Genomic DNA, 26,847 nt, shown 5'->3' with positions numbered 1-26,847 from the left:
GCAGCCATGGCCCGTGGTCGGGGTTCAGTCAGACGGTGCCGGTGACGCGCCGACCGTCCGGGCCAAGCCCGTCGTAGCGGTGTGGCCGGTACCCGAGTGTCTCGGCGTGGGTGGCGTTGGCGGGGTTGAGGACACCGTCGACGTCGATGGCCACGATGGGTGAGGAGGCGGGATGTGCCAGCGGTCGGGTGCTGGTCACGGTTGGACCTGCTCGATGGTGACCGGATGCAGGGGCACGGTGAGCCGGTCGACGGTGCGGCCGGGTCCGTCGGCGGGTTGCCACGTGTCGGCGGCGGTGTGGTTGGGGAACGGGCCGATGGCGGCGAGCCAGCCTTCGGTGCGGTCGAGCAGCACGAGAACGGCGGTGCGGGCGTCGTCGAGGGCCGGCCGCAGGACCGGGGCGAGGTCGGGCGGTAGGTCGACCCAGCTGGTGGCGGGTAGATCCGTGACGGCGGGGTCGTGCAGCGGTACGGGCCTGGTCAGGGCGAGCATGGTGCTGTCGAGCGCGAGCGTGGCGGCGTGGGAGTGGGCTGCTTCGGCGCCGCTGGTGGGGCCGTGGGCGGCGAGTTCGCCGTTGGTGTGGACCGCGAGCAGCGCGTGGGGGTCGCGGATCTCCAGGGAGTCGAGGACGGCGAGGGTGACCGTGTCTCCGGTGCGCATGTCGCGCAGGGTGAGCAGGACCGGCCGTCCGGCCGGGTCCCGGTTCCAAGAGATGGCGTCGAAGTGTTCGCTGGTGACGTCGCGCAGGCGCCGCCAGGCGCGGTTGTCGGTGTCGAAGGGGTGTTCGTCGTCGGTGCCGTAACGCATGAGGAACTCCTTGTTGGGCAGCGTCGTACCGCGTCCGGACTCGGGGTCGGTCAGGGCGCGATGCATGCACGCTTCGATGGCGTGGGATGGTCAAGTCGTAGGGGCGGCAGCGAGGCGGTTCGGCATTGGCCCTCCGCGAGATGCAAACGGAGCCGCCTGTCGTAGGCCTACATTCCAGGCCCCAGTGCGTCGTGGATCCCGGCGTGCGGCGCTGCGCGGGCCGCAGCCGGCGCAGCGCCGCGGCGCGGAGTGGCACTGGTTGGCCGCCGGCTCGGGGCCCGCTCAGCCCGGGTTCAGGCCTGGGCGAGTGCGGTGACGGCGGCGTCGGCGATCGCCGCGATGGCCTCGGTCGGGTCGGTGACGGTCAGGGTGGTGGCGTGGGTAAAGGTGTGCCCCCAGATCTGGTCCGGGTCGGTCGGCTCGCCGCCGGTGGGTGGGTCGGCGGGGTGGAGCCACAGCACGGCGCAGCCGGCGCGGTGCAGGGTGGTGACGAGTTGTTGGCCGGCGGGAATGTCGTCGAGGTAGCCGTCGGAGACGACGGCGAGCATCCGCAGGGTGCGGCCGTGGCGCAGGCCGAGGAGTTGGTCGGCGACCTTGACCGCTTCCGGGAAGGTGGCGGTGGCCAGACCGGTGCGCATGTGCAGCACCTGCCTGGGGTAGGTGCGTGGGGGCACCAGAACGGTGGTGCGGTCGCCGAACCCGATGGTGGTGGTCGTCGCCTCGGCGCGGCGTGCCGCGTTGGCGAAGATCCACGCTGCGGAGGACATCGCCTCGGTGTAGCGGCTCATCGACCCGGACAGGTCGACCAGGATAGCCAGGTGCAGGCGCGGTTTCTCCGGAGGCAGTTGCGCCCGTTGCTGCCACGGGGCAGCGGTCGGCATTTGCCCGGCGGCGGTCTGTGCTTCGGCGGTGATGGCGTGGCGGGTCCGCAGCCGACCGGGTGGGATCGCCGAGGGGCGCCGGCCGGGTTCGGGGTGACGGGTGCGGGCCTGCCGCAGCCGGTTGGCCAGGTCGCGGGCGGCGCGGTGCTCCTGCTCGGTCGGGTCGGTGCGGTCCCACTCTGCTGGTGGGCTGTGCCGGTTGGCCAGCAGCGCCGCGGCGTACTCGGCCGGGGTGACACCGGCGGCGACGGCGAGGTAGTCGACCAGGGCCGCGGCGAGGCGGCCGGGGAACAGGCCGAGGTCCGGCTCCGGGGTGTCGTACTGCTGGTCGGGGTCGATGTCGAGGACCTGACACCACCGCCGGGCCAGGCAGATCATGGCATCGGCATCGGCGTCGTCGCAGCCGTGGGCCTCCCGCCAGATGTCCCGCAGTTGCCGCAGGCGCTTGCGTCCGAGAACGCCGGTGACGGCGGCGCGGACGGGGCGGACGTCCTTGCTGGTGACGATGCGGGCGTCGACGCGGGCCAGGAGCAGCGCGGCGAGTTGCCCGGCGTGCCACGCGTCGTCGACGGCCGCGTCGTCGGGGTCGAGGAGGGTCTTCACGACGTGGCGCAGCCAACGGCGGTCGCCCCGGCGGCGGGCGCGTTGGCGTCCTTCGGCCCGGGATTCCTCCAGCATGTCGGCGACGGCGGCGAGGATCGGCGGGGTGCCGGGCGGGGTGGCCCAGCGGCTGTGCGCGGCGTGCGCGGCGCCGTGCACGAGCAGCCCGTAGCCGGTGGGCACGAGGCGCTTGTGCCGTGCCTTGGCCGGGTCGGTGACGTCGGGGCGCTCGGCGATGTAGGTGGCGTCGACCTCGATCCGGTTGAGGTCGACGTAGAAGCACTCGGGCGCGTTCCCGGCGGCGCCGGGGGCGACGAGGACAGTGAGGTCGGTACGGCCGGTCAGCAGCGGGACGTGCTTGGTCCACGCCGCGGACCAGTCATGCCAGTCGCTGGCGCCGGCCGGCGTCGGCGGTGCGCCCTGCTGTAGGTGGGTGCTGGGGTGTGACACGGCTTGGCTCCTTCCAGAAATCTGAGGTGAATGGCGGTCAGCGCTTGCCGAGGGCGAGCGCGGTGATGGGCGTGCCGGTGTGTCGGGACAGGGCGGCGGTGACGTCGTCGCGGGCGTCCTCGGGGGCGATGCCGGCCAGGTTGGCCAGGGCGGCGGTCATGCCCAGGTGGTCGCGGACCTTGACGAAGCCGAGCAGTTCGCGTAGCTGCGGCGCCCACATGGTCTTGCCGGCGGCGAGGTCGGCGTTGAGGTCGATCGCTGCGGCCACGACCTGCTTGGGGACGCCGAGTTGGCGGGCGAGGTCCCAGTCGGTGGTGACGTGCAGGTGGACGGTGAACCGGGAAGCCAAGGCCTCGGTGAGGACCGCGCCGTGCACGCCCGGGTTGTGGCCGGCGACGATGTAGAACCTGTCGACGGCTTCCACGGTCTCGTTGCCGTGGGCGGGGATGGTGATGACCCCGCGGCCGTCCATGGCCGGGTACAGGACTGCCAGGACGCGGGGCGGGATGAGGGTGGCGTCGTCGACCAGCAGCACCCGCCCCTCCCGCATCGTGGTCACGAGGGGTCCGTGGACGAACTCGTAGCCGCCGCCGGGGATCGGGTTGTAGGAGCCGAGGAGGTCGTCGACGACGGTGTCGCCGGTGCCGGCGACGGTCAGCAGGTCGGGAAACGCCGCCTCGACCATGGCCGTCTTGCCGGTCCCGGGCGGCCCGTACAGCAGCACGGGCACCTGCTGGGTACGCAGTCGCCGGAGTTCCTCGACGTCCCAGCCCCGCCCGAGCCGACGCGGGTGGTACAGCGTCCCGTTCGGGCGCGGCACCGGCGCGGGCCGGGACTGCCGGCCACCACCAGCACTGCCGCTGGAGCGGGTGCGGGGTGCGGCGGATGGGAGGGTGCCGGCGGCGTCGATGCCGGCCTGGGTGATTTGGAAGCGGTGGTGCGGGTCGCGGTGGTGGGTGGCGTGCCCGGCGGCGGCCATCTTCTTCAGCGCCTCGAACACCGCCCCGGACGACGGTGCGCCGATGGCCCGGGTGATCTCGCCGACCTTGAGGATGGTGTCGGGGTGGTCGGCCAGGTACAGGGCGACCTTGCGGTAGAGGTAGCCGGACCGGCCGGAGCCCGCCTCGGTGGCGGGAGTGCCGGCGTCGCTGGCCGAGGCCTGGTCGTTCTGCGGTGAACCGGCCGGCGGGGCCGGCGGGGCCGGCGGGTGTGGTGTGGTCATGGGGTTGCCTCGATTCAGGGTCGGGCCCGCGCACCCGTCTCCGGGTGCGCGGGCGGTGGGTACCGCACAGCGGAGACGGGTGGGGCTGCCACTGCCGGTCCCCGTCGGGCCGGGCAGGTGGGCGACCACACCCCGGTGGTGCTGAAGGGTTACGGCGACACGTCGGGTCGCCGCCGGTGCGTGCTGGTCGGTGTCGACGCCGCGCGGGCGTTGTCTGCGCCGACGATGGAACGCCCCACAGCCCAATCGATCAAGTCGAATTGGTGCGGGGCGCGGGATCGCTGACGTGCCGGCTGTCTACGCGGGCACGTCGAGGGTCGGGCGCTGGGCCGGTGGCCAGGTCGTGGTCAGTCGGCGCAGCCCCGTTCGCAGCCCTGCGGGTCGCACTGCTGACCGTCAGCCATCCGGGCCAGGCCCAGCCCGTCGTCGCCGTCGAGGAACGGCAAGCCGAACCCGTCGGCAAACGCCTCGACCTTGGGCGCCCCGTACATCGGGTAGCCGGCGTGGTCCATCGCCACCACGATGTCGTCGCGGCCGAGGAGCCAGGCGAGTTCGCTGAGCTTGTCCACCGACCGGCTCGCCGAGTTGCCCCGGTGGTCGAGGATCTTCCCGATGGCGAACTCGAGGTAGTCCCGGGCGTAGGTCTCGTGGTCGACCCGCTGGGTCCACTCAACCGGGTGGCGGGGGGTGATGACCTGGCGGGCGTGGTCGAGGTCGAGTGCCTCCACGAGCACGTCCTCCCGGAAGCCGAGGATGTCCTGTCGGTTGGCACGGAGAGCCCAGACCCGGGTGACGATCTCCTCTTGGGTACGGATGGTCACTGGTTTTCCTTCCTGTTGGTCCTACCTGTCGTGGTGGTGTGTCGGGTGCCGCTGCCGGAGACGGCTCGGTTCCGGGTGACGCGGCGCGGCCTGGCCGGGGGTCGCTGGGCCTATGCCTGGTCGGGTTCGGGCAGGTCGCCGACGATCCGGTCGCAGGCGTACGGGTCGACGGCCTCCCAGCACCAGCTGCGGCCCATCACCACGTACCGGCCGTCACCGTCCGGGGCGACGCGTTCGATGGCTTCCGGATCGTCTGATAGGGCGCGCTGGTCGACCACGAGGACGTCTCCGTCGAAGGACAGGTCGGCCAGATCCGCGTCGACCCGGCGATCCAGGTCGTCCTCCGGTACGCCCTGCTCGCGCAGGCTGCGGCGGTGCTGGTCGCGGAGCCGGTGCTGGTCGGCGACGATCGCCTCCGCCACCGGGCGAGTGCAGGAGAACACCGCCCACCCGTTCCAGTGGTTGATCAATGTGCCGACGAAGCCGATCTCGAAGCGGTCATCGCCGTCCGGGCCGGCGGTCATCGCCCACTCGCCGGAGAACACGCCGACGTCGCCGAGGTGTACCCGGTCGGGGTGCAGGTGGGACACGTCGCGGCCGGTGGGGCTGGCCGCGAGGTGACACAGTGCGGCGACACGCTCTGCGGTTGCGGTGTCGAAGGCGTCGCGGTAGACGGCCATCGCCTCGTCGCGCTGCTGGATGCGCAGCCCGAACCAGCCGGAGACATCGCCGGTGGCGTCGGCGAACAGCTCCCACCCGGCGGTATCGACCGAGTCTCCAGCCGAAGAGAAGTGGGGCAACGTGTCGAGGACGGCGGGATCGGCGTCGTTGATGCCGGCCAGGATCCGGCGGGCGGCCAGGCGGGTGTCGCCGCTGACCCGGGCGCCGATGGTGTCCTGCGCCCACCACTCTGCGGCGGTTTGGCCGGCCTCGGTGCCGGCGGCCCGTATGCGCCGCAGCGTGGCGGCCCATACGGTGGCCTCGCCGACCGGATCGCCGGTGGGCGGCGGGGTGGTGGCTGGTGCGATGCGGTCGCCGTCGTCGAGGCACATCGACAGCGTCGAGCCGCTATCCCAGGCGACCTCGACGATGTTCTGCCGCTGGTCGTGGCGGCGGACGGTGCCGGTGTCGCCGGCACGCAGCCGGGTATGTGGGTCGCTGGTGTGGACCAGCGCGACGCGCTGGCCAGGCTGGTAGCTCATGGTGGTCTCCGATCGATGAGTGGACGGTCCATCGCTGCCGCTGGTGGGCGGCGACGGCGTGTGTTCATCGGGCGCTGCCTGTCGCGTCACCCGTCGTGGGGTTGTGCGGCGGCCAGGGCTTGCGGGTGACGTGGTCGCCGAACATCGGGTCGGTGGCGACCGAGGAGCCGCAGCGGGTGCAGCTGGTGGCGGTGTCGTAGCCGTAGCCGGCCATGGACGGCACCTCGATGTGGTCGATCTCGTCGACCGCGCCGCAGACGGTGCACACAGTCATCTCCGGGCCGCCGCCGTCGTCGTCGGCGGGTTCGGTGATGAACAGTTCTTCGACGGGGTCGAGGTGATGAGCGCTGTGCCGCAGCCAGCGGCCGTGGACCGTCGCCTCGTAGGCCACCAGTCGCCGCTGGTCGAGGTGCAGCAGGTACAGCCATTCGAGGGCCCCGTCGACGTCCTCGCGCAGCGCGCCCCGCCGGATGGTGTCGTTGTCGGCGGGGTAGCCCAGGCCCGGTACGGGCGGCTGCTGGTCCCAGCGGCGGGGCTTGGGGTTGATGGCAAGGGACCACCAGTTGCGGGCCAGCAGCGCGGCGGCCATGGCGTCGGTGTCGCGGCTGAACGTGTCGGTCCAGATCCGGCGCAGCAGCGGCACCAGAACCTGCGGGTCCTCGCCGAACTGGATCCAGCGGGCGGTGTACCTGCCGCGGTACGCGGCAACGCCGATCAGCGTGGGTGTGCTCACGTGCCTTTCCTCCTCAGGGATGTGTGGATGGGGTTGCGGCGGTCGTCCCGGGCGGGACGGCAGCCGAGCTTGGGTGCCATGGATTCGCCGGCATCGCCTCTAGGGCCTTGTGCCGAGCGGGGCGTTCTGAGCGGCCATGAAGGGCACCGGGTCGATCGCGCCGTTCGGGCTGGCGTCGCCGTTGTGGTGCACCTCGTAGTGCAGGTGCGGGCCGGAGCTGTGGCCGGTGGAGCCGACGACGCCGATGGGCTGGCCAGCGGCGACCGGCTGCCCAACTGTCACCATCGGGGGTTGGTCCATGTGGCAGTAGCGGGTGAGCAGGCCGTCGGCGTGGTCGATGTCGACGTACCAGCCGCAGCCGCGCGTGAGAACGGGGTCGCCGTCGCGGTCGCAGCCCCATTCAGCGCCGGTGTCGGCGTGGAGGGCGTTGCAGCGGACGGTGCGGACGGTCCCGGCGGACGCCGCGCGGATGATGGTGCCGCGCGGGGCGCTGAGGTCGACGCCGTCGTGGCCCGGCCGGTCACTGGTACGGAACCCCGACCCGACAGGGGCGAGGACCGGCTGCGTCCACGGGCCGGTGGCCCCGCACCCGGCCAGGCCGTCGGTGGGTAGGCCGGCGGTGTCGGCGATCGCGGTGACCAGTTGGGTGGCCGGTCCTTCCCATTTCGCGTAGGCGTCGGGGAAGGCGCTGACCTGCACGGCCTGGGCGGCCTCGGTGAGCGGCATTGCCTGCCAGCCGTCGACGGCCTGCAGCCTCTGGTAGAACTTCGTCGCCGCGTACTGGGGATCGTGTAACTGTTCGGGGGTGCCCCAGCCTTGGGAGGGTCGCTGTTGGAAAAGGCCGACCGAGTCGCGGTCTCCACCCGGGGTGTTGATCAGGGAGGATTCCTGCATCGCGGTGGCCACGGCGATGACCCAGCCGCGGGGCGGGACGCTGAGGCGCATGCCGATGGCGGTGATGGTGGCGGCGTTGCCCACCTGCTCGGCGTTCCAGTCACCGATCGGAGCGATTCCGTCCGGAGTGGGGCTGAGCGCCGCCGCCGACGCGGTGGCCGTGACGTTGGCGGGCATACCGCAGGCACCGGCGCCGCCGCTGAAGATCAGGGTGGTGGCCAGCCCGGAGCACAGCAGCAGGACGCCGGCGACCGCGATGGCGATCCAGGACAGCACGCGGATGGTCATGACGGGTCACTCCTTCAAGGCAGGGCGGGCAGCGGGCGGGTGAGGCGCGGGGACGGCGAAGGCCGCGCGGGCCTGGAGAGGCGTCGCGCGGCCTTCGGGCGGGTGCGGGAATCAGCGGGCGAGGACGGCGACTTTCTCGCCGTGCAGCAGGGGCGCCCCGTCAGGGCCCTTGATGTGGGCGTTGATCCAGATGCGGAACGGGTGGCCATCGCGGTCGATCAGGCGTCGCCAGTGGCCGCGGACGACGAACCGCACCCGGTAGTGCCACTTGGGCTCGCCGTCGGTCGGTTCGGCGAGGGGGCTGGTGCGGCGCAGCATGACCACGCGGGTGTCGTGGCGGATGCTGGCGCGCACGGCGCGGCGGCGCGCCGCGCGGTCCAACGGGGCGGCGGCGACAGTGGCGAGGGGTTGGGCCTGGATGCGCCAGAAGGCGTAGGCGATAGCGGCGCAGGCCCGCATCGGGGTGGTGGTCTCGTCGATGCAGAACCTGCCGTCGGGCGCCGGTTCCCAGTCGCGGTCGTCCCCGTCGAGGACCGGCAGGTCGGGGCGGGGGTCAACGGGTTGGCCGATGGGGATCTCGGTGAAGTCGGTCAGCACGTAGGGGCCGAACTGGCGGGCGAGGTCGAGCCGGTCGGTGAGCTGCTGTCGGCGGCGGACGGCCGCCGGGTCGTGCGGGTCGTGGTGGTCGGCCCAGCCGGCGATGGCCCAGAAGGACCGGCCGCTGTGGGTGTTGGTGGTGCGGGCCCAGGTGATCGCACCGATCGAGGACACCTCGTTGCTGAGGCTGCGGTGGTAGATCGGTTCGGGGAGGAACAGCACCCCGCCGTCGTCGGGGGCGATGTCGGCGGGGAGCACCTCGCCGGTCAGGTCGAGGGCCGCCGCGGCGGCGGCGATGATCGCGGTCATCGCGGGGGCGATGACGTACGGCTCGCCGAATCGCCACGGATTGGCGGTGATGGCGCGCACCGCGGTGAGGACCTTCGCCATTCCCGCTGGGCTGGGACTGGGGTGGTTGGCGAGGCGGCTGCCGAAGAACGCCTGCAGGTACTGCGCCGCCAGCGGGCTGCGGTGGTAGTCGACCATGCGGGCGCGCAGATCAACGGCGGTGCGGGCGTAGCCGGAGAGTGTGTCGTTCGGTAGGAAGTTCACTGTGCACCTCCAGGTGCGTGCTCAGGCGGCCAGCGCCGCCACGGGTGGACGTCGGTAGACGGGGGATTCCGGCGGCACCGCGTCCGGTACGGGCGCGGGCCGCGTCAGGGGTGCCGGCGGGCGGGCGGGGGTGAACCAGCCGGTGAAGCGGCGCGGCGGGGCGGGCACGGGGGCGCGTCCCCGTACGACCCCGACCGGGCGCGGCGACGGCGGTGGGGGCGCCGGGGCGAGGGTGGCGGGGGCGCGGCGGGCGTGTTGTTCGGCGCGGTGCGCGGTGCGCAGCGCCCAGCAGGGGGCCTGCTGCCCGCGGCACTGCAGGTTCGTGCAGGTGCCGTCGGGTCCGGCTTGGTGGGCGGCGGCGACGTCGACCGCGAGGGCCCACAGGAGCCTGTCGGTGACGTCGTCCGGTACGGCGGTGCGGTCGCTGGGACGCCGGCTGCGGCCCTCGGGGTGTGCGGGGTGTGCGGGGTGTGCCATGGCGGGTGGCCCTTCGGTCGGCGGATCGCGGGCATGCGCGGTCGCCGCCCGACTCGCGTCGGGGCCCTTGGGAATGCTGATGTCCGGACGACGGACGACGACCAGCGCTGATCGACGCTCATCTCTTGGTTAAGGTCAAGTCGTGTCGGGCGGGCAGGACGTTGCCCGCCCGACATGGCAGCGTGGGGTCGCTGCTCAGGTGGCCTGCTCGGGGTCGAGGCGTACGCGGGTGGGGTCGACGGTGGTGAGCAGGTGGCGGGAGACGCCGCGCCAGTAGCGGCCGTTGTTGCCGCCGAGCGGGACGAGGGAGACGCGGCCGGTCCCGGTGTCGCGCAGCACCACGTACAGCTCGCCAGGAGGCTGCTTCCAGCCCGCGCCGGCGACGGTGACGAGGGTGCCCGGATGCAGCGGCGCCTCGTGCACCATGGTCCACTCGCCGCCGGCACTGCTGCCGGTGGTGGTGTTGTCCGCCGAGAGGGCGGGCCGTAGGTAGGTGGGGTTGACCTTCACCGGTCGGCCGCCGTCGACGGGTTCGACGACGACGTTGACCGGCAGCAGCCGGGTGATGCGGTAGGTGACGCCCCGGGTGCTGGCGCGGGCCACCGCCGGGTCGATGGTCACCCGGTCGCCGATGGAGTACGTGTGTGGGCTGCTCATGGCGGGATGTGCTCCTTAACGGGTTCTCGGCGACCGTCGCCGCGAACGGGGAAAGCAGGGCTGGGCGGAGGGAAGAGGGGCATGCTGAGGACCTCGCGCACGTCGACGGGCGCGAGGTCCTCTTGGGGTGTCCGTGAGCGGTCAGCGGCGGCGCAGGTCCCGCAGGCGGGTGCCCGGCGGCGGTCCGGTGTGGCCGGTGGTGGCGGTGGCTCCGTGGACCCCGGAGCCGGTCTGTTTGGCCTGGTACATGGCGATGTCGGCCTGGCGCAGCAGGGTGCGCGGGCCGACGCCGAGGGCGGCGGTGGTGTGCCCGACGCTGGCGTGCACGGCCAGCGCGTGGTCGCCGAGGTCGACGGGGTGGCGGCCGACCGCCCGCCAGGCGGCGCGGGCGGCGGCGGCGACGTCGTCGGGGCCGCCGTCGACCAGCAGGGCGAACTCGTCGCCCGACATCCGTGCGGCGAGCCGCACCGGCCTCCGCAGGGCGGCCAGCCGCCGGCCAACCTCGGTGAGGACGTCGTTGCCGGCCTCGTGGCCGAAGGTGTCGTTGACGGCCTTGAAGCCGTCGAGGTCGAGCAGGACGAGCCCGAACGGGGCATCCGTGCGGGTGGCGCTGGTGAGGGCGGCGAGCAGGGCCCGCCGGTTAGGCAGACCGGTGGTGTCGTCGTGGTCGGCGGCGTAGCGGGCTCGGGCCAGCGCCTGCTGCTGGCGCCACAGCAGCGCTGCGGCGAGGGCGAGACCGGCGAGGACTCCACCGGCGGCGGTGACGATCGAGGTCAGGATGGGAGACACTTCGAGAGCTCCTTCTGCAGTAAGGAGCACCGGGGGCGGGCGTGGTTCCGGGAAGTTCGACGCCCGCCTCCGGGCTATTGGCTGGCGGGGTCGTTCAGGCGGTGGTGTCGGCGAGGGCGAACGTGGCGGGTTTCTCGGCGGCCAGCACTGCCCGCCCGGTCCCGACGAGCTTCACGGCGGCGTTGTGGACCGCGCCCGCGCTGGCCTTCTTCGCGCCGGTTCCCTCGTTGGCCCGGTCGACCAGCTTGCACAGCTCGCTGACCCTGTACTGCTGATCGGGGTTGGCCTCGAGGATGTCGAGGATCGCGCCGCGCAGGGTGCCCGACGCCCGCCGGGTACGGGCCTGCGCCGCCTCGCCCGCCGCCTCCGTGGCCGGCGGTGCGGCGGGTACTTCCGTGGCGGGTTCACCCGTGGTGCTGTCGATGGCCCCGCCAGCAGGGGGAATATCCGGTGTGGCCGGTCCGGCGTCCGCTTCGTGCGCCGCGATCGACGTTCCGGTGGCCGGGTCGGTGTCGTCGGTCGTGACCGGTGCCTCGGGTTCGGCAGTCGAGCGGGCGCTGTCGTCGCCGTCGTCGGTTTCGGCGTCCTCGGCTTCAGCGGCCTCGTCGGGTGCCGCCTCGACATCATCAGGAGCCGGCGATCCTGCCTCCTGGGCGGCCTTCGGCTGCCCGTCGGCGGGAACCTCGGCGGCTGGCCGCTGGTCGTGGTCCTGCCCGGCGGCCTCTTCGCTGTCCTGCGTGTCGTCGCCGTGCGGCCCGTGTTCTGCGGCGGTGTCGGGTGTGTCGGTGTCGCGGGTGGCGGGCTCCGGTGCGGGCTGGCCGTTACCGCCGCACTGTTCGGCGTGAGAGCGGCCGGTGTCGGTCAGCCGCCACAGGCTGCGTCCGGTGTCGCTTCGGGTGGGCTCGGCCAGTCCCCCGGTCTCCAGGGTGCGCAATTTCGGGGTGGTGGTGGAGTAGCCGAGGCCGGCTTCGGTGGCGATGGCGGCAGCGGTGGCCTCGCCGAGCCGGTGCAGCGCGGCGAGAACCTTCGCGACGCTGGGCGCCAGTGGCGCTGGCGCGGCCGTATCGGTGGTCGTGTTGGTGGGGGTGCTGGTCATGGGACCGTGGCCCCCTTTCTCCTGCCGTCGGCAGGGGTCGGTGAGTGAGGCGCGTGCACTGATGCACGCTTCGGATCGGGCATTGATCAAGTCGTCTGCCCGGAGTGCGGGACTCCGGCGACGCGCGCAGGTGTGCCGCCCGGCGATCGCTCGCTGGGCGGCATCGGGGATCGGGGTCAGTGCGCGGCGTGGTAGGCGTCGCGCACCGCGGCGGGGATGACGCCCCCGGTTCGTGGTCGGGGCAGGTTCAGCTCCTGCCAGTTCGCGGTCCACCACCAGGTGCGGATCTCCTGGCTCTGGGTGCGGCCGGTCGCGGCGCCCCGCCGCCGTGGTGCCCGGGGCTGTTTCGGCAGGCGCCGCCCGGCCGTGATGAACGGGCCGAACGCCGCGGCCATCCGGTCGAAGTTGCCGGCGGACAGGTCGATCTCGTAGGTGACGCCGTTGAAGGCGAACTGGTAGGTGGCGACGTCGTCGGTGGAGCCGTCGAGGTCGTCGACGAGGATCGCGGTGGTCTTGGTGGCCACGAGGGGGCCACCTCCTTTCTCTCGGGAGTGGGTTACTGGGCGGGTTGGTGGGTGCCGAGGCCGAGCTGGCGGCCGATGACGGGCCCGCGGTGCACGGCGGCGACGGCGGCGGGCAGGTGCCGGCGTTGCCAGCCGTGCAGGGCGGCGGTGAGGTCAGCTCGGTACTTGCGGTGCTGGGTGAGAGCGGCGGCGAGGCCGGCAGCCTGTTCGATGCCGTTGTCGGCGCCGCGGGCGGTGTGCGGGCGGACGGGGGCGAGGGCGTCGCCGAGCAGGACGGCGTGACCGCCGCCGACGGGCCAGACCATGCGCTCCGGTGCGGTGATGTCGAGGACTGGCACCGCCAAGCGGGTGGTGGTGGCGTGGACGACAGCGGCGTGGTCTGCCGGGAGGAGCAGGTCGGCGTGGGTGTCGACGTGGGCGCGGGCGGCGGGGCTGACGTGCCCGGGTAGGGCGAAGACCCGGCGGGTGGGGTCAGCGCCGAACCGCTGCGCGTACTCACTGCTGGTGCAGTTGAGGTAGAAGGTCCAGTCGCAGCCGCCGGGTACCGGGGCGAGGTTGAACTGCGCACCGGGGCAGGGCTGCAGCCGCAGGAAGTCCCGCAGCCCGGGCTGGGGGGTGATGCCGGCGATGCCGCGGTGGGCGACGTAGCCGGCGTACCGCAGGGTCCGATCAGGGTCGAGGAGGCGGCGACCGGTGGAGGACCGGCCATCGGCGAACACGACCAGGTCGGCGGATGCGGTCTGGCCGTCGCGGAACCGCAGCACCGGCTGACCGGCCTGCTCGGCCAGGGCGGTGACCTTCATGCCGGAGTGCAGTACACCGGTGGGCAGCCGGCGGGTCAGCGCCTGGTGCAGCAGCGTCCAGGTGGTGTTGCGGCCCGGGTAGGTACGCCTGATCGTCTCGGCGGGGTGGCGGTCGCGGATGGTCATCTGGACGATGGCCTCGGAGTCGTGGGCGACGAACTCGTGCTGGCCGATGTCAAGGCGGTCGAGCACGTCGAGGGCGGGGTGTTCCAGACCGATGAGGCCGCCGCCCAGGGGCGCGGACGCCGGCGCGGCCTCAAAGACGGTGACGTCGTCGAATCCGGCCTGAAGCAACAGCAGCGCGGTGACAGGGCCGGTGAGGCTGCCGCCGACGACGGCGATGCGGGGCCTGCTGGTGGATGTCATCAGGGTTCCCTTCTACGGAGGGTGGGAACCCGGGCACGGCCGTGCCCGGGTGTGCGCGAGTGCGCGGGTGGCCGGGCATCGGCCAGGTCGTGCCAGTGCGAAAGCGCGTCAGCGGCGGTGGGCCGTGGACGCGCTGATCAGTCCGCCGTGGTGCGGCGGGCGGATGAGGTTCGGAAGATCCGGCGCTGGGCTGGGTCCGCTGGTGCGTGAGGTGCGACCGGGCGGGCAGTGCGGCGCGGGAGGGCGTGGCCTTGGCGGGTTACGGGCCGGGCGTGGTGAGCGGCGGCGGCACGGGAAGGATCCGCCGTGCCCGCTGTAGCACCTCGTCGGCGACCGGGATCAGTGGCGTCGCGTCGGGTGAGGTGGTCGGGGTGGTGCGGTGCCAGCCGTGACCGGGGTTGCTGGCGATGATCGTCCAGGTGAGCAGCGGGGTGAGGACCTCGGCGACCGCCGTGCTCTACGTGGCGTAGCTGTCGCGGTAGACCCGTACCCGGATGACGTACCCGTCGGTGTGGTGCACCCGGGTCAGCTCGTAGCTGCCGGGGCCGCCCTGGTGGAACACCTCGTCGACGATCACCGCGACCGGTCCGTCGGGTCGGCGGCGCGGGAGGTCGCTTCGGAGGCGACGAGGGTCCAGGGCCATTGGTAGGCGCCGATGGCGTAGCAGCGGTTGGCGTCCGGGGTGACCCGGTCGTCCTCGACCCAGCGACTGTCCAGGCCGTCGTCGTGCTCCCACTCGATGGCGACCTCGTCGCCGTCGAACCGCAGCCGGGGGTGCTCCCCGGGCATGTCACCGGGGTAGAGGGCGTCGAGGTGGGCGGCCATGCGCTGCACCGCGAACAGGGGGAAGCGGCACAGCACCCCGCTGCGGGAGAGGGTGGTGTAGCCGGTGGCGACCATGGCGCGGTAGGCGCCACCGCCGACCACGTCGCAGGTGACGGCCGCCGGTGTCCAGGTGGACAGCGGCGGGGTGATGTCGCCGCGGTGGCGGGAGATGCGGTAGCGGTCGTTGGTGTCGTCGCGGGCCGGGTCCGGGTGCAGCCCGAACCAGTGCACCCCGTGGCGGCGGGCGTGGCGGAGCAGGTCGAGCAGGTCCCGCCGGCCGTCGACGTGGTCGGTGCGCAGGGGCAGGAATCCGTACCCGTCGCCGGCGGGGACCGGGTTGCCGGTCGCGCCGGTGGCGGTGTGGGTCCAGGTTTCTGCGAGGGCCCGCCGGTCGGTGCCGTCGGCGTCGTACCAGCGGGGGACGCCGTTAGAGGACAACCAATCACCGTCGGTGTCGTGGGACCAGATGAGCGCGGCCTGGTCCGGGACACCGGCCCGGTACTGCTGTCGGGTCTTCAGGTGCGCGCGGGTGGCGGCGGCGTGTTCGGCGAGGGGCAGGACGTCGTCGACGCGGAACCACAGTCGGCCGGACATGGCGAAGGAACCTCCTGATAGGGGAAGAGGGAAAGGTCGGCCGTTCGCTGGCCGGGCTTGCGGCGCGCCCCAGCCCGGGGCGCCGGGCCGTGCGCGGGCGGCAGCGTGCTCACCCGCCGCGGCGACGTACGGCGTCGGACTCGGAAATCCGGATCGAGCGCGAGTGCCAGGTGGAGCTGAGGTTCGGGTGGCGGTGTCGGCGAGTACCCCGACAGGCGGTGAGCTGCCATGGCGGTCTCGCCGCGCTGGCCGGGTTAGGGGTGTGCCTCGCAGGCCGGCGGGGCTCATGGGTGCGGCTGGTAGAGCTCTCGCGTCTGCTGCCAGGACTGGCGCGGCGCGGTTGGGAATGGGGTGGAGCCGGTCGGGCCGCCGCCGATTCCCAGGGAAGAGGGGGATGGGTGGCGGTGCCCGACCGGATCCGGATCCGGTGGTGCTTTACAGGGCGACGGCGAGCAGCCGCTGGTCGGTCTCGACGGTGTCGAGGTACCGCATCGCCTGCTCGAGGTAGGTCACCCGGTGGGTGAGGGCGTCGCTCGCGGGTGCGAGCTTGTGCCCGTCCGGCGTGAGCAGGGCGTCGCCGCACACGGCGCTGGTGGCGCTGTAGTGCTGGTAGGCCATCGGGCCGGCCTGGAACATCTCCAACTCCCCCACGGCGAGGTGGGCGGCGCCGTAGCTGGCCGCGTTGTGCATCCGCATCGCGTTGACGCGGGCCTGCTGGTGGAAGTCCGCCTCCGCCCGCTCGCGCGGGTAGCGGGCGGGGTCCGCCAAGTGGCGGGCCAGCAGGGTCGGCCACGGGGTGGCCGGCCGGGTGCCGTGCACGACCTGCTGCCACAGTTGGTGGCGGATGCCGGCGCCGACGCCGGCGGCGTGGCGCATGGCGGCGAGGTCGAGCAGCTTGACCGGTCCGCCGGCGCAGTACACCGGACGTCCCTTGCGAGGCGCGACCAGGTCGCGCCGCTGCCACAGCCACATGTCCGGGATGGCCCAGAAACGGGGCTGTAGGGTGCCGGACACGCCGAAGTGCCGGTCGAGCTGGGTGGCGGTCAGGGCCTGCGACGGCAGTCCGTCGGGCAGGCAGACGATCATGGTGTTGATCGTCGCGGTCGGCGTGACCACCGGGCTGGTGGGCGCCGTGGTGCTGGCGGTGGTGGCCGCGGGGGCGGGCTTGTGGCCCGGGCGGGGCGTCACCGTCGGCACGCGGGTGCCGTAGCGGCTCAGCGGGGTCGCGGCACCGTTGGTTGCGGTCATCTGGGGTTCCTCCTTCGGTAGGGGCGCGCTGTTGGGCGCGCGGAAGCGGCCGGCCCACCGGGTACATGGGTCGACTCACGGGACGAACAGGGGATGGGTGCAGCAGGGTGCTGCTGGTGGAGCGGGATGGTGCGGGGTGGTGCGGGTGGTTCGGTGCGACCTGGGGTCGCCGCGCGGCGCGGGCGCCGACCGGCCGAAGAGGCGGGTGGGCGGAGCGCACCGTGGGGTGCGGCGGTGGTTCCCGAGGTGGGACCGGACCGGGTGGAGCGATATGTGGGTGAAGGTGGTGCCGATGAAGGTAGCGGTCGGATCTGTCAGCGCCGGCCGCCGTCATAATCGTCAGTAGTGCGGTTGACCTGCACTGTCAGACGACCGCTCGATGCCGCGGGTGAGGGATGGCGGGACTGTGAGATCCGGTCGGTCTCACAGCCGCCCACGACGGTGGACGGCCCCCTCCGGTGCGGTGCGGGTGGATGTCAGGGCTCCGGGTCGGGGCCGCTGGGGTCGGTGTCGGGGAAGCGGTGCGGGTTGGTGGCCGGGTTGTCCGGGCCGTGGTCGGAGGGCAGTTCGTGCAGCGAGCGGCGCGGCCCGGGGTCGGTGGTCAGCGTCCAGGCAGGCCCGGCGGGGTGCTCGCCGTGGAGGCCGGTGGCGACGGGCATGGCGGTGGGCACCCCGGCGAGGGCGTCGAGGAGGTGCTGTTCGCGGCGGCGGCCGGGGACGCGCAGCAGCACCGGGTACCGCGGCCCGTAGGCGGCGAGCTGCTCGTAGCCGCGCAGCTTGCGCAGCACGGTGCCGAGGGGTTCGGTCCCGTTGTCGTGTTCGAGGAAGAACCCGACGGTGCGCCCTCCGGCGTGCCAGACGCCGTGCCCGTCGGGCTGGACACCGGTGCCGCTGCCGGCGGCGTAGGAAGCGGCGGCGAAAGCGGCGGTGGTGTGCTGCTCGGACCACCAGCGCGCCAGCCGAGCGTGCTCATCGGTGCGGGCGTAACCGATGAGGTCGATGAACAGCTGGTTGGTGCCGAGCAGGTGGGCCAGGCGGCGGCTGCCGATGATGCGTTCGGTGCGGTCGATGCTGGTCCGTGGGGCGCGGGCGCCGGCCTGGTTCGGGTCGTTGAACTGGGTGGGGTGGACCACGGCGCCGAGCGGGCCGAGGGTGTAGAGGTACTGGCCGCTGCCGGTGGTGACGTCGACGAACCGGCTGACCGCCTCCACCTGGTGCAACTGGGCGAGGCGCAGCCGGGCTGCGCGAAGCGAGGGGAACAGGGCCGCCGCGACCTGGTCGGTGGACAGCACGTAATGCTCAGCGAGCCACCGCAGCAGCTGATGGTCGCGGACGGTCAGACGACGAAGCCGGTCAAGACGAGCCAGACGAGACGAGGAACGCGAGGGCGAAGAAGAAGCGGATGACGAGCGAGAAGCGGAGCTGTTCGCGGGCACGGTGAATGCTCCAAGCGGAAGAGGAGTTCCCTCCGAGGGAGGGTGTCTGAGTTCGGTGAGGTGGTCACCGAGAGCTGGTGACGGCCGGTGAGCGGCACTGACAGACCCGTACGGCCGGATCTGTCGGTGCCGCGTGGTGATCGGTGGTGAAGGGCTGGTGAAGCCCTCACGGAAGGGGTGACCGGGACGCGGGCGACTCCGGTCGACCGGTCTGTCGATCTCGCTTTTGCCGCCCTGCGGCGTTCAGGTGTTCGCCTTGGGGCCGCTCTTGGCCCGGGGGCGGCGGTTGTCGTCGGGGCGGGCCGAGAACCGGTCGACGAGGTCGTCGATCGCGCTGGTGTCCTGCGCCGGCACCGCCTGCGCCGCGGCCTGCCGGATCACCGTCGCCTCGCCCACGACTGGCTTCGGCGGCCGGGTCTTGAGGGTGAACGCCGGTGTCTGCCGCCCACCGACGACGAGGCGCCCGACGGCGGTGTAGGCGTCGAGGTGGGTCAGGTCATGCTCGTCGAGTTCGGGCAGCGTGTGCCGGGCGAGGACACGGGCGTCCTCCGGGGCGACGGAGAAGTACAGCTTGTTACGGGCGTTCGCCGACGCCGCTGCCAGGAGGTCCTTCGGGAACTGGGCCAGGTCCTGGTGCGCGAGGACCATCGACAGCCGGTACTTCCGCGCCTCCGCCAACATCGAATCGAGGGAGTTGGCGAGGGTCAGAAAGTTCTGACACTCGTCGATGATCAACGTGGCGTCGCGGCGCTTGTCCGCGGGCACGGCCGCGCGGGCCGTCGCGGCCTGCCACACCTGCGCCAGGACAAGGGAGCCGAGCAGCTTGCTGGTGTCCTCACCCAACTGCCCCTTCGGGATGCGCACCAGCAGCGCCCCACCGTCGAGGACCTTGCCCATGTCGAAGCTGGACCGGGGGTAGCGCATGGTGCGCTTAACGAAGTCCCGCAGCAGGAACGCCCGCAGCCGGGCCAGGACGGGGCCGATGACCTGGGAGCGCAGGGCCGGGTTGAGCTGGTCGTACCACTGCCAGAACCCGGACAGGCCGGCCGGGTCGTCCAGGCCGACGGTCATCGCGCTTCTGAACTGCGCGGAGTTGAGCAGGGGCGGGATGTGCTGGAGGGTGACGTTGGCGTGCCGCAGCAGAGTCAGGCAGGCCACCCGCATGACGTCGTCCATCCGCGGCCCCCACGCCTTCGCGAAGATGTTCCCGAAGATCGACACGAGGTTGTCGACGACCAGGTCCGGGTCGTTCCCGGACAGCGGGTTGAGGGTGGGCGGGTTGGGCTGGTCGGGGTCGAACAGCACCACCCGACCCGCGACGCTCGCGGGAAGCCGGTCGAGGATGTCGAGGACCATGTCGCCGTGCGGGTCGATGACCACGGTGCCCCGGCCGGCTTTGATGTCCTCGACGGCCATGTTGACCAGCAGGGTCGTCTTCCCGGAGCCCGTCGATCCGACCACATGCATGTGATACCTCGCATCGGCGACGGACAGGGCCACCGCGTGGCCACCCACTTCGGCGTCGCCGAGGACCTTCATCCCGCGGCCGCCGGTCGGCACCGCCACCGGGGCGGGCATGGACTTCGCCCGCGCCCGATCCAAGCCCGGTACGGCCAGATCCCGCGGCAGGGCGGCGAGGACGGCCAGCTCGGGGGTGGAGGCCAGGAACCCGGATCCGAGCCGCCGTGTGGCCAGCACGGCCACCGGCTGCGCCATCCGAGCCCGGTGCGCGAGGCGATTGCGGCCGGCGTACACGGCGAACGACGAGGCGACCGCGTCCGCGATGCCCCGGAGCCTCGGGTAGGGGTCGCTGCCAGCGCGGTGCGTGTTCTTGGCGACCGAGTAGCGGATGCCGATCGTCCACAGCGGGTGGGCGGTCTTGTCGAGGATCGCGCGCACGTCCCGCTCCACGCCGGGGTCCCGGCGGCTGGCCGGCTGGCCGCTGCCGCGGGTGGTTACGGTGCGGCCGGGAAGGAACGCCTCGATCAGCCACAGCAGCGGCGCGGCGGGATTGATGGCCGGTACGGCGGTCTTGCCGTCGCGCAACCTGCCCGCCGCGCGGCGGGCTCGTGCGGCGCGGCGTGGGGTAGTGGGGCGGGCGAGGACCTGCACGCAGGCGTACTCATCCGGCTTGAGCTGCGAACCGGCGGACATCAGCGCCCGCAGCGGGTCGTTGTCGTGGTCGGTGTTGATCGGTAGCCACTCGGCCGCCGTCGGCAGCAGGTGCCCGCCGACGGCGGCCGGTACGTCGAGTGGGATCGGCGGTGACGCCTGGTCGTCGGTGGTGCAGGCGGCGCCGGGCCAGGCGGCCCGCACGGCGGCCTCGACCGCCCCGGCCGGCACACTGCCGGGCACCCAGATGCTGATGAGCAGTTGGCGGCCGGTCCAGGTGTACTGCCACACCACGTGCGGGCTGCCGTAGAGCAGCCGGCGTCGGCGGGACGGGGTGAGGGTGCCGTGCAGGTTCGCCCACAGCGCGGCGGCGCTGTGCGGGTCGACCTCCGGCGGTGGGGCGACGGTGACGAGGCGGGCGCCGTCGGTGTGGCGGCGGTGCCGCCACCCGTCGAGCAGGTTGCGCCCGGCGACGTAGGCGACGAGCAGGGCGGCGGCGACGCCGAGTAGCCACGGCCGGTCCACCGCCCACTGCGCGGCGTGCAGAACCCAGCGCGTGGGCGCGCCCGGCGGGGGAATGACCCCGGCGCCCGGCCCGGAAGGGCCGGGCGCCGGCGTCGGCGATAGGGCAGGCAGTGGTGTCACAGATCCTCCTCTGCGTCGTCGGGGTCGAGGTCGGCGAGGTCGGACGGCTTCGTGGTCGCGAGAAGGTGTTCGGCCTGCGAGGAGATCGACTCGAACGCGGTCCGGTTCGTGCCGGAGATGAGCAGGCCGTGCCCGACACGGGCCGACAGCAGCATCCGCCGTTCGCCGGCGGTCAGGCCGAACGCGTCGGCTACCTGGTCGATGGCCTGCGGGGCCTGCTTGAGCAGCACCTGCGTGGCCGCGTTCGACACGACGGCTTGGCCGAGGTCGGTGCCGAGCACGTCGGCGACGTCCTGGGTGATGACAGACAGGCCAGCGTTGCGCTTCCGGCCGGCCTTGGACATCTTGAACAGGAACCGGGCGCCTTCACCGTCGCGCATCAGCAGCCACGCCTCGTCCACCACGACGAGGCGGCGGGTGGTCAGATGGGCCAGACCGGGTGCGTCTACTGACCGCCAGATCGAGTCGAGTGCGAGCAGCGTGCCGACGGTGCGCAGTTCGTCCGGCAGGTGCCGCAGGCTCCAGACGACCAAGTGCCCGTCCGGGCGGGTTGTGGTTGGTGAGTCGAACAGGTCGGAGAACGAGCCAGCCACCCACGGTGCCAGCCGGGCGGCCAACTCGTGGGCGGCGGCATTGTCGTCGGCCCGCAGTGTCGCGACCAGATCCTTCAGCAGTGGCGCGGGCCGGTGGTGGGTGGCCGGGTCGGCGGTGATGCCCGCCTGCCGGTAGACGGCGAGGATCGCCCGGTCGAGGGCGGCGCGCTCGGCGGGCGGCGGCAGCTGCCCCAGCAGCACCGAGATGAGGGTGTGCAGAAACAGCCCGCGGCGGGTGAGCACGTCCGGGCGGGTGTCCCCGGCCGGCAGATCCAGGGGGTTGATCTTCACGCCGGGTGCGCCGAGTCGCACGATGGTGCCGCCGACCGCGTCGGCGAGGCGCAGGTACTCGTCCTCGGGGTCGACGACGGCGACCTGCACCCCCTGGTACAGGTTGCGGAGCACGTCGAGCTTGACGAAGTAGGACTTGCCGGCGCCGGAGCGGGCGAGGACGACGCTGTTGTGGTTCTCCTGCGCCCACCGGTCCCACCAGACGATGCCCTGGGAGTCCGGGTTGACCCCGTACAGCACCCCACCGGTGGTGGCCGGGTCGCCGGGCAGCGGTGCGGGCAGGTCCGCCGACGCGAGAGGAAACGCGGCGGCCAAGGCCTGGGTGTCCATGGTGCGGCGCATCTGCAGGCTGTCGGTGGCAAGCGGCAGGGTGGTGGTCCAGCCGGGCAGGTGCCGCCACGTCGCGGGCTGTACCTCGATCAGGGTGGACGCCGCGGCGGCCTTCACCTGCGCACACGCCTCGAGGAGTTCGGCCTCGGTGCGGGCGTGCACGGTCAGGTACAAGCCGACGCGGAACAGCTTTGCCGCTCCGCGGGCGAGGCGTTCGGCGAGGTCGGCGGCGTCGTCGGCGGCGGCCTCCACGTACGGGTCGGCAAGCTTGCCCTTCTGCTCGTCCGCCCGCCGGGACGACTCGAACCGGGCCCGCTGGTTACGCAGCCGCGACGCCGCCACCGGCGCGGGGATCGGGTCGATGTGCAGTGCGAGGTCGAGGCGGCCCGGCCAGGACAGTAGCGGCTCCAGCCACGCCGGCCCGACCTCGGCGGGGTAGCCGGTGACCACCAGGGTTGCGGCGTAGCCGTCGCCGACCCGCAGGAATCGCGGTGTCACCTCCACCGAGGCTGGAGCTACCGTCGCCGCGAGTCCTGCGGATGGCGGGCTGGTGCTGTCGTTCGGGGCGCGTCGGCGCTTGACGGAGATCACAATGTCCTCCTGGTGCGTGGCCTCCTCGCCGGAGGCGCGGTGATGACGGTGTCGGGGGCGGCGAGGCCCCCGGGACGGGGCGGCCGGTAGGGGTCCGCCGCAGCCGCGAGGGCGGCGGTGGTCGCATGGCCATCTAGGGCGCGGGTGGTGACACCCAGCCCGGACAGCGACCGGACGGTCTGATCGGCGCGGCGCCGGGCGGCGTGCTCGCCACGCTCACCGCTGGTGGTGCGGGTGACGATGAGGACCTGCCGGCGTAGCGGGTCCCGCCGTTCGGCGAGGTCGTCGAGGAACCGGGCGTGGTCGGCTGCCGCGTCGGCGAGAGCTGGGTGCGGCATGGCATCCGCCGCGAGGGCGAGGGTGCGGGCGGCGGAGTGCAGGTCGACCGGCTGCGCCGACACCACGATCTGCGTCGGCGTGGACAGGCTGTTGAGCCACCGGCCGAAGGTGTCGACCAGGGCGGCCTGCTCGTCGGCGGTGCGCAAAGCGAGGTTGACGCTGGTCGCCGCGACCATCGCCGCCTTCACACCGCCGAGGCTGATCTCCCCGTGGTCGTCGATGGCGTCGGCGGGCAGCTTCAGCGGCGCCGGCAGCATCACCTTCGACGCCGGGGCCTGCACCCAGTCGGGTGTCTTCGCGGTCGTGTCGGTAGTGGACAGAGCACGTGGTGCCCGGGAGTGGCGGACCGCGGAGGCCAGCCACACGTCCATGGGCAGTCCGTCGCGGCGGCCGACAGCGAGGCCGAACACCAGGCCGCCGAGGACGACCGCGGCGCCGAGTAGCACCGGTGCGGGCACGATCGCGTGGAGTGCGCGCCAAGCGCCGTAAAAGATGACGGCGGCGACGGCGAGGATCGCCAGTTGCCGGAACGTCAGCCCGTAGAGCACCTTGTCCGGCGCGTCCACGTCGGCGGGCATGCGGGCGGTGGCGGCCTGTTCGTCACGCCGGTCGCGGCTCATCGTCGCACCGCCCCCAGGCCGGGGATACGAAGCCCGCGGGTGAGCTGCTGCACCACGACGACCCGCACGACCGCGCCGAGCACGTTGCCGCCACGCCCGCCTGCGCCGCTGGTGGCGTAGCGGCGCATCAGCCCCGGCACCTTGAGCGTGGTCCACAGCAGGACCATCACGACGAACAGGTTGAGCACCCCGCCCGGTTCGACCGGCAGGCCCAGCAGCGGCAGCATGGTGCTGGTGTCCAGCAGCATCCACTGGCCGGCGAACAGTACGAATGCCTGCACCACCGGGGTCGCCAGCATGGCGACGTACGACCGCCACCACATGCGGGCCACGCCGTCGGTTTGCGGCAGGGCGTGGCAGGCGAGGGCGATCGGTGCGACCGCGGTGAGCACCAGCGCGACCGCGAAGCGGACGATCACGCTGCAGGCGGTGGCGGCGAGCAGGAAGACGATGATCGCCAGGCAGACGACGAACAGCAGACCGGCGGTCTGGTCACGCGCGGCCATCAGGTGGGTCTTGACGGCGTCGAGGGCCCCGTCGCCGTTGAAGTCCTGCGCGGTCAGTGCGGCGGTGAACGCGTTGGCGTACTCGATGAGCGTGCCGGCGATCAGTTGGGAGAAGTGGGCGGTGACGAACCCGACGACGCACCGCGGCAGGAGATCCTTGGCGGTGTAGCGGGCGCGTTCGTCGCCGCCGGCGACCATGGTCAGGACACCGGCGGCGACGAACACCAGGACGAATACTGTGTCGACGACCCAGATCGACCGCCCGGTCAGCGCCTGCACCTGCGGCAGGCTGGTCACGTCCGGGGTGATCAGCAGCGCGTGGGTGATCGCGGTGATGAGCCCGTTCAGACATTCCAGCAGCAGGCCGGCGAACCAGTCGAGGATCTGGTTGAGCGCCCAGGCCATCGTCAGCCTCCGACGATTCCCTGGACGACCTCCAGCAGGATGGGCGCGAGTACGGCCAGGCCGTAGCCGATCAGGGCGTTCTTTAGTGCGCCCTTGGCCTTGTCGACCTGGGCCGGGTCGCCGCCGGCGGTGGCCCAGTACACCCCGGCCAGGACCAGGAACAGGGTGGCGACGGCGGCCAGGATGCCCATCACCCAGGTCTGCAGGTTGGCGATGACGGTGGGCAGGTCGTTGGCGGCCAGAACGACCGGGCCGCCGGGGTCGGCGTAGGCGGCGGCGGGCACGGCCAGCGTCACCACAGCCGCCGCCGCGGCGGGCGCGGCGACCCGGGCGACGAGGCGAAGCGCGCGGGTCGTCATCGGTGCGTGGGAGAGGGCGGTGGTCAGGGCACGTGAACGTGCGAACAGCGGGCGGAACATGATGGCTGCACCTCCCGCCCCGGCTCGCGGCCGGGGCGATTCGTCGAAACGGTGGGCGGAGAGCCGCCGCCGGGTTCGGGAGACACACGTCGGCCGGGGACCGGGTGAACCTCGGGAGGAGCTCGTCCTCCCGTTCGGGTTGGCGATGATCGATGAGGTGTCAGCGCATCAACGTGGCGCGGCACCCGAGGTCGCCCGGTCCCGTGCCGACCCGGCCTTCCGGCCCGGCGGCGGGCGGAACCCGCCGGATGACGCCAAGGTGGCGTCGGAGGAGTTCCGCACCCTCAAACCGGCGTTTGTGAGCTGTGGCGAACACCTGCCGATCCCACAGCGCTCCGACACGACCTCGCAGACCTCTGACAGCCCTGGTCAGCGGCCTGTCCGACGATCGTGCCGCTGGTGGCGGACCTCGCCGTCGGCGTCGGCGCCGGAATCTCACAGCCGCCGCCTCAACTCCTCGTGGGCGCCGCTGTCAGAGCCGTGAGAGATCCGACGGGCCGCCCGAAAGTGAGTACGACGGCCCTTCCCGCACCAGGGTGGGAGCCGGTCGAAGTGGTGCGGCGCGAGGGGTTCGCCGTACGCGCTCGCGGGCCCGACCAGATGGTCGGGCCCGCGTCCGGAGAGCCTGCGGGATGGTCGGCGGTCAGGCGGCTGCCAGCGTCACCTGCGCCACAGGATGCCGTGCGCTGCCGCCGCGGGCGGCCCGGATGTGCTGCCGTCGCTCGGCCGCGGCGGTGAGGTCTTTTCGCGCCCGGGGTGAGGTCGCCTCGGTGAGCATCCCGGCGGCGAGCGCGTCGGCGATGCGGACGTCGATGCGCTCGACGCGCCGCCGCAGCGTGTCGACCTCCAGGCCGAGGCGGGCGGCGATGGGTTCGATGGCCCGGTGGCCCAGCCGCACGTCAATGTAGGGCTGTTCGTCGCACTCGTCGACGATGCCCAACTCGACGGCCCGGCGTACGAGGAGGTCCGGATGGCCGTAGGGCCGCTTCGGGGTGCGCGAGCCGGTGACGTGTTCGAGGTTGTCCACCGGCACGGCCTCGGCGCCGTCACGCTGCCGCAGTTCGTGGCCGGCCCGCCACGCGGCCATGCACAGCGCCGCGTACGGCGCAGGCTTGGCCAGGTCGACCCGGTCACGTAGGGCGCCCAGGAAGCCGGTGAGGATCTCGGCGTCCAGGTCGTGAGCTTCACCGGCCCAGCCGGTGTGCAGCCGTCCGGCGTAGCGGCGCAGCGCCGGCATCGCCAGGGCGACCGCGGCGATGACCCAGGCGGGACCGTCGAGACGGGCGCGGCGGACCAGCTCCCGCCACACGACGTCACGGGCCGTGTAGGCGCGGGGGTGCTCCAGCAACCACTGCCGCAACGCCGGCAGGGCGATGACACCGCCGGGCAGACCACTGTCATCGCCGAGCTGATCGGCCAGCGGATCGAGGTCCAGTGACAACGGGTCGGGATCGCAGGTCAGGTCGGCGAACGCGGTGTCCACGGCGTCCAGCGGCGAGTCGGGCCAGTCCTTGGCGTACGCGGTCATGTCACGAACTCCCATGTCAGAGACGAATGTCGATGACGGGCCGGAGGTGGACGGCCGGCGCGCCTGACCGCCATTGCGCCACCTCGGTCTCACCGGCCCCTGACAACGCAGGCCAGCAGGCATGAATCCTCGGCTCGACAGCACCAGCCGCCACCGGCCACCCGCTGACTGACGACCGACGCTGGCGCGCGTCACCGTTCTGACAAAGCCGCGTTGACCTGCGCGTTGACACGACAGGAGACGAAGGGCACGGGACAAGGCCGCGAGGGACACGACACCGGCCGAGGGGTCTGACAACAGGGACCCAGCCGGTCTCACAGCGTCGAACAGCGCCCCGCGGGCGGCACGGTGTCAGATCGCGACAGGCTGACACTGCAGCCGAATGTCATCGTCAACCCTGCGCGCCGCGGTGGCGCGCCGTCTGATGGCGTTCGTCCGGCGTGGGGACGGTCTGACACGGCCGCCGCCTCCGATGACAATCCAGCACCGGCGTCCTCGGTGACGCCGCCGCCGTCCGGGACATCGGACGGCGATCTGACAAGCCCGGCCAGCACCCCTGTGTCATCGATGCAAGTCGCTGTCATGGTCGAGGTGGTCGTGACCGTG

At 72.6% G+C, this 26,847-nt stretch carries 24 protein-coding genes; all 24 read right to left on the bottom strand.

Annotated features, from left to right (window positions below):
* Nucleotides 1–28: 28 nt before the first annotated feature.
* Nucleotides 29–199, bottom strand: coding sequence for a hypothetical protein (locus tag ACFHWY_RS19200; protein ID WP_416581592.1), 171 nt, complete (start codon nt 197–199; stop codon nt 29–31).
* Nucleotides 196–873, bottom strand: coding sequence for a hypothetical protein (locus ACFHWY_RS19195; protein ID WP_416581591.1), 678 nt, complete (start codon nt 871–873; stop codon nt 196–198). Before ACFHWY_RS19195 ends, ACFHWY_RS19200 begins: the two co-directional genes overlap by 4 nt.
* Before the next feature lie 227 nt (nt 874–1,100).
* On the bottom strand, nt 1,101–2,738 hold the full coding sequence (locus ACFHWY_RS19190; protein ID WP_416581590.1) for a VWA domain-containing protein: 1,638 nt from the start codon (nt 2,736–2,738) through the stop codon (nt 1,101–1,103).
* A gap of 37 nt (nt 2,739–2,775) precedes the next feature.
* Nucleotides 2,776–3,960, bottom strand: coding sequence for an AAA family ATPase (locus ACFHWY_RS19185; RefSeq protein WP_416581589.1), 1,185 nt, complete (start codon nt 3,958–3,960; stop codon nt 2,776–2,778).
* 347 nt (nt 3,961–4,307) lie between these two features.
* Nucleotides 4,308–4,781 carry a hypothetical protein gene (locus tag ACFHWY_RS19180; protein ID WP_416581588.1) on the bottom strand — a complete coding sequence of 158 codons (474 nt, stop codon included), beginning with the start codon at nt 4,779–4,781 and terminating at the stop codon, nt 4,308–4,310.
* A 110-nt stretch (nt 4,782–4,891) separates the two neighbouring features.
* Nucleotides 4,892–5,983 carry a DUF4314 domain-containing protein gene (locus ACFHWY_RS19175; RefSeq protein WP_416581587.1) on the bottom strand — a complete coding sequence of 364 codons (1,092 nt, stop codon included), beginning with the start codon at nt 5,981–5,983 and terminating at the stop codon, nt 4,892–4,894.
* Nucleotides 5,984–6,047: 64 nt separating this feature from the next.
* Nucleotides 6,048–6,716 (bottom strand): hypothetical protein, encoded by a 669-nt coding sequence (locus ACFHWY_RS19170; protein ID WP_416581586.1) that lies wholly within the window; start codon nt 6,714–6,716, stop codon nt 6,048–6,050.
* Nucleotides 6,717–6,815: 99 nt separating this feature from the next.
* Nucleotides 6,816–7,898, bottom strand: a complete 1,083-nt coding sequence (locus ACFHWY_RS19165; protein WP_416581585.1) for a peptidoglycan DD-metalloendopeptidase family protein — start codon at nt 7,896–7,898, stop codon at nt 6,816–6,818.
* A gap of 111 nt (nt 7,899–8,009) precedes the next feature.
* Nucleotides 8,010–9,047 (bottom strand): hypothetical protein, encoded by a 1,038-nt coding sequence (locus tag ACFHWY_RS19160; RefSeq protein ID WP_416581584.1) that lies wholly within the window; start codon nt 9,045–9,047, stop codon nt 8,010–8,012.
* Nucleotides 9,048–9,068: 21 nt separating this feature from the next.
* A complete protein-coding gene (locus tag ACFHWY_RS19155) occupies nt 9,069–9,524 on the bottom strand; it encodes a hypothetical protein (RefSeq protein ID WP_416581583.1) in 456 nt (151 codons plus the stop codon).
* A gap of 195 nt (nt 9,525–9,719) precedes the next feature.
* Nucleotides 9,720–10,181, bottom strand: a complete 462-nt coding sequence (locus tag ACFHWY_RS19150; protein ID WP_416581582.1) for a hypothetical protein — start codon at nt 10,179–10,181, stop codon at nt 9,720–9,722.
* Between the two features lie 141 nt (nt 10,182–10,322).
* A complete protein-coding gene (locus ACFHWY_RS19145) occupies nt 10,323–10,970 on the bottom strand; it encodes a diguanylate cyclase domain-containing protein (protein WP_416581581.1) in 648 nt (215 codons plus the stop codon).
* 94 nt (nt 10,971–11,064) lie between these two features.
* A complete protein-coding gene (locus ACFHWY_RS19140; protein WP_416581580.1) occupies nt 11,065–12,066 on the bottom strand; it encodes a MarR family transcriptional regulator in 1,002 nt (333 codons plus the stop codon).
* 176 nt (nt 12,067–12,242) lie between these two features.
* Complete coding sequence (locus ACFHWY_RS19135) at nt 12,243–12,590, bottom strand: histone-like nucleoid-structuring protein Lsr2 (RefSeq protein ID WP_416581579.1); 348 nt, start codon at nt 12,588–12,590, stop codon at nt 12,243–12,245.
* 32 nt (nt 12,591–12,622) lie between these two features.
* Complete coding sequence (locus tag ACFHWY_RS19130; protein ID WP_416581578.1) at nt 12,623–13,759, bottom strand: FAD-dependent monooxygenase; 1,137 nt, start codon at nt 13,757–13,759, stop codon at nt 12,623–12,625.
* Nucleotides 13,760–14,332: 573 nt separating this feature from the next.
* Nucleotides 14,333–15,178 (bottom strand): hypothetical protein, encoded by an 846-nt coding sequence (locus tag ACFHWY_RS19125; RefSeq protein ID WP_416581577.1) that lies wholly within the window; start codon nt 15,176–15,178, stop codon nt 14,333–14,335.
* Nucleotides 15,179–15,613: 435 nt separating this feature from the next.
* Complete coding sequence (locus ACFHWY_RS19120) at nt 15,614–16,426, bottom strand: hypothetical protein (RefSeq protein WP_416581576.1); 813 nt, start codon at nt 16,424–16,426, stop codon at nt 15,614–15,616.
* Between the two features lie 476 nt (nt 16,427–16,902).
* Nucleotides 16,903–17,793: a replication-relaxation family protein gene (locus tag ACFHWY_RS19115; RefSeq protein WP_416581624.1), complete on the bottom strand. Its 891-nt coding sequence runs from the start codon at nt 17,791–17,793 to the stop codon at nt 16,903–16,905.
* A 312-nt stretch (nt 17,794–18,105) separates the two neighbouring features.
* Complete coding sequence (locus tag ACFHWY_RS19110) at nt 18,106–20,619, bottom strand: type IV secretory system conjugative DNA transfer family protein (protein ID WP_416581575.1); 2,514 nt, start codon at nt 20,617–20,619, stop codon at nt 18,106–18,108.
* Complete coding sequence (locus ACFHWY_RS19105) at nt 20,616–22,424, bottom strand: VirB4 family type IV secretion system protein (protein WP_416581574.1); 1,809 nt, start codon at nt 22,422–22,424, stop codon at nt 20,616–20,618. The genes ACFHWY_RS19110 and ACFHWY_RS19105 overlap by 4 nt, the downstream gene beginning before the upstream one ends.
* On the bottom strand, nt 22,421–23,383 hold the full coding sequence (locus tag ACFHWY_RS19100; RefSeq protein WP_416581573.1) for a PrgI family protein: 963 nt from the start codon (nt 23,381–23,383) through the stop codon (nt 22,421–22,423). Before ACFHWY_RS19100 ends, ACFHWY_RS19105 begins: the two co-directional genes overlap by 4 nt.
* Nucleotides 23,380–24,294, bottom strand: coding sequence for a conjugal transfer protein TrbL family protein (locus ACFHWY_RS19095; protein WP_416581572.1), 915 nt, complete (start codon nt 24,292–24,294; stop codon nt 23,380–23,382). The genes ACFHWY_RS19100 and ACFHWY_RS19095 overlap by 4 nt, the downstream gene beginning before the upstream one ends.
* A gap of 2 nt (nt 24,295–24,296) precedes the next feature.
* The gene (locus ACFHWY_RS19090; protein ID WP_416581571.1) at nt 24,297–24,713 is read right to left on the bottom strand and encodes a pilin; all 417 of its coding nucleotides are present in this window, start codon (nt 24,711–24,713) and stop codon (nt 24,297–24,299) included.
* A gap of 643 nt (nt 24,714–25,356) precedes the next feature.
* A complete protein-coding gene (locus ACFHWY_RS19085) occupies nt 25,357–26,241 on the bottom strand; it encodes a hypothetical protein (RefSeq protein ID WP_416581570.1) in 885 nt (294 codons plus the stop codon).
* Between the last annotated feature and the right edge of the window lie 606 nt (nt 26,242–26,847).

It is taken from the genome of Micromonospora sp. LOL_024, from assembly GCF_048060415.1.
Taxonomy (GTDB): Bacteria; Actinomycetota; Actinomycetes; order Mycobacteriales; family Micromonosporaceae; genus Micromonospora.
This window is presented reverse-complemented; position numbering and strand designations above follow the sequence as displayed.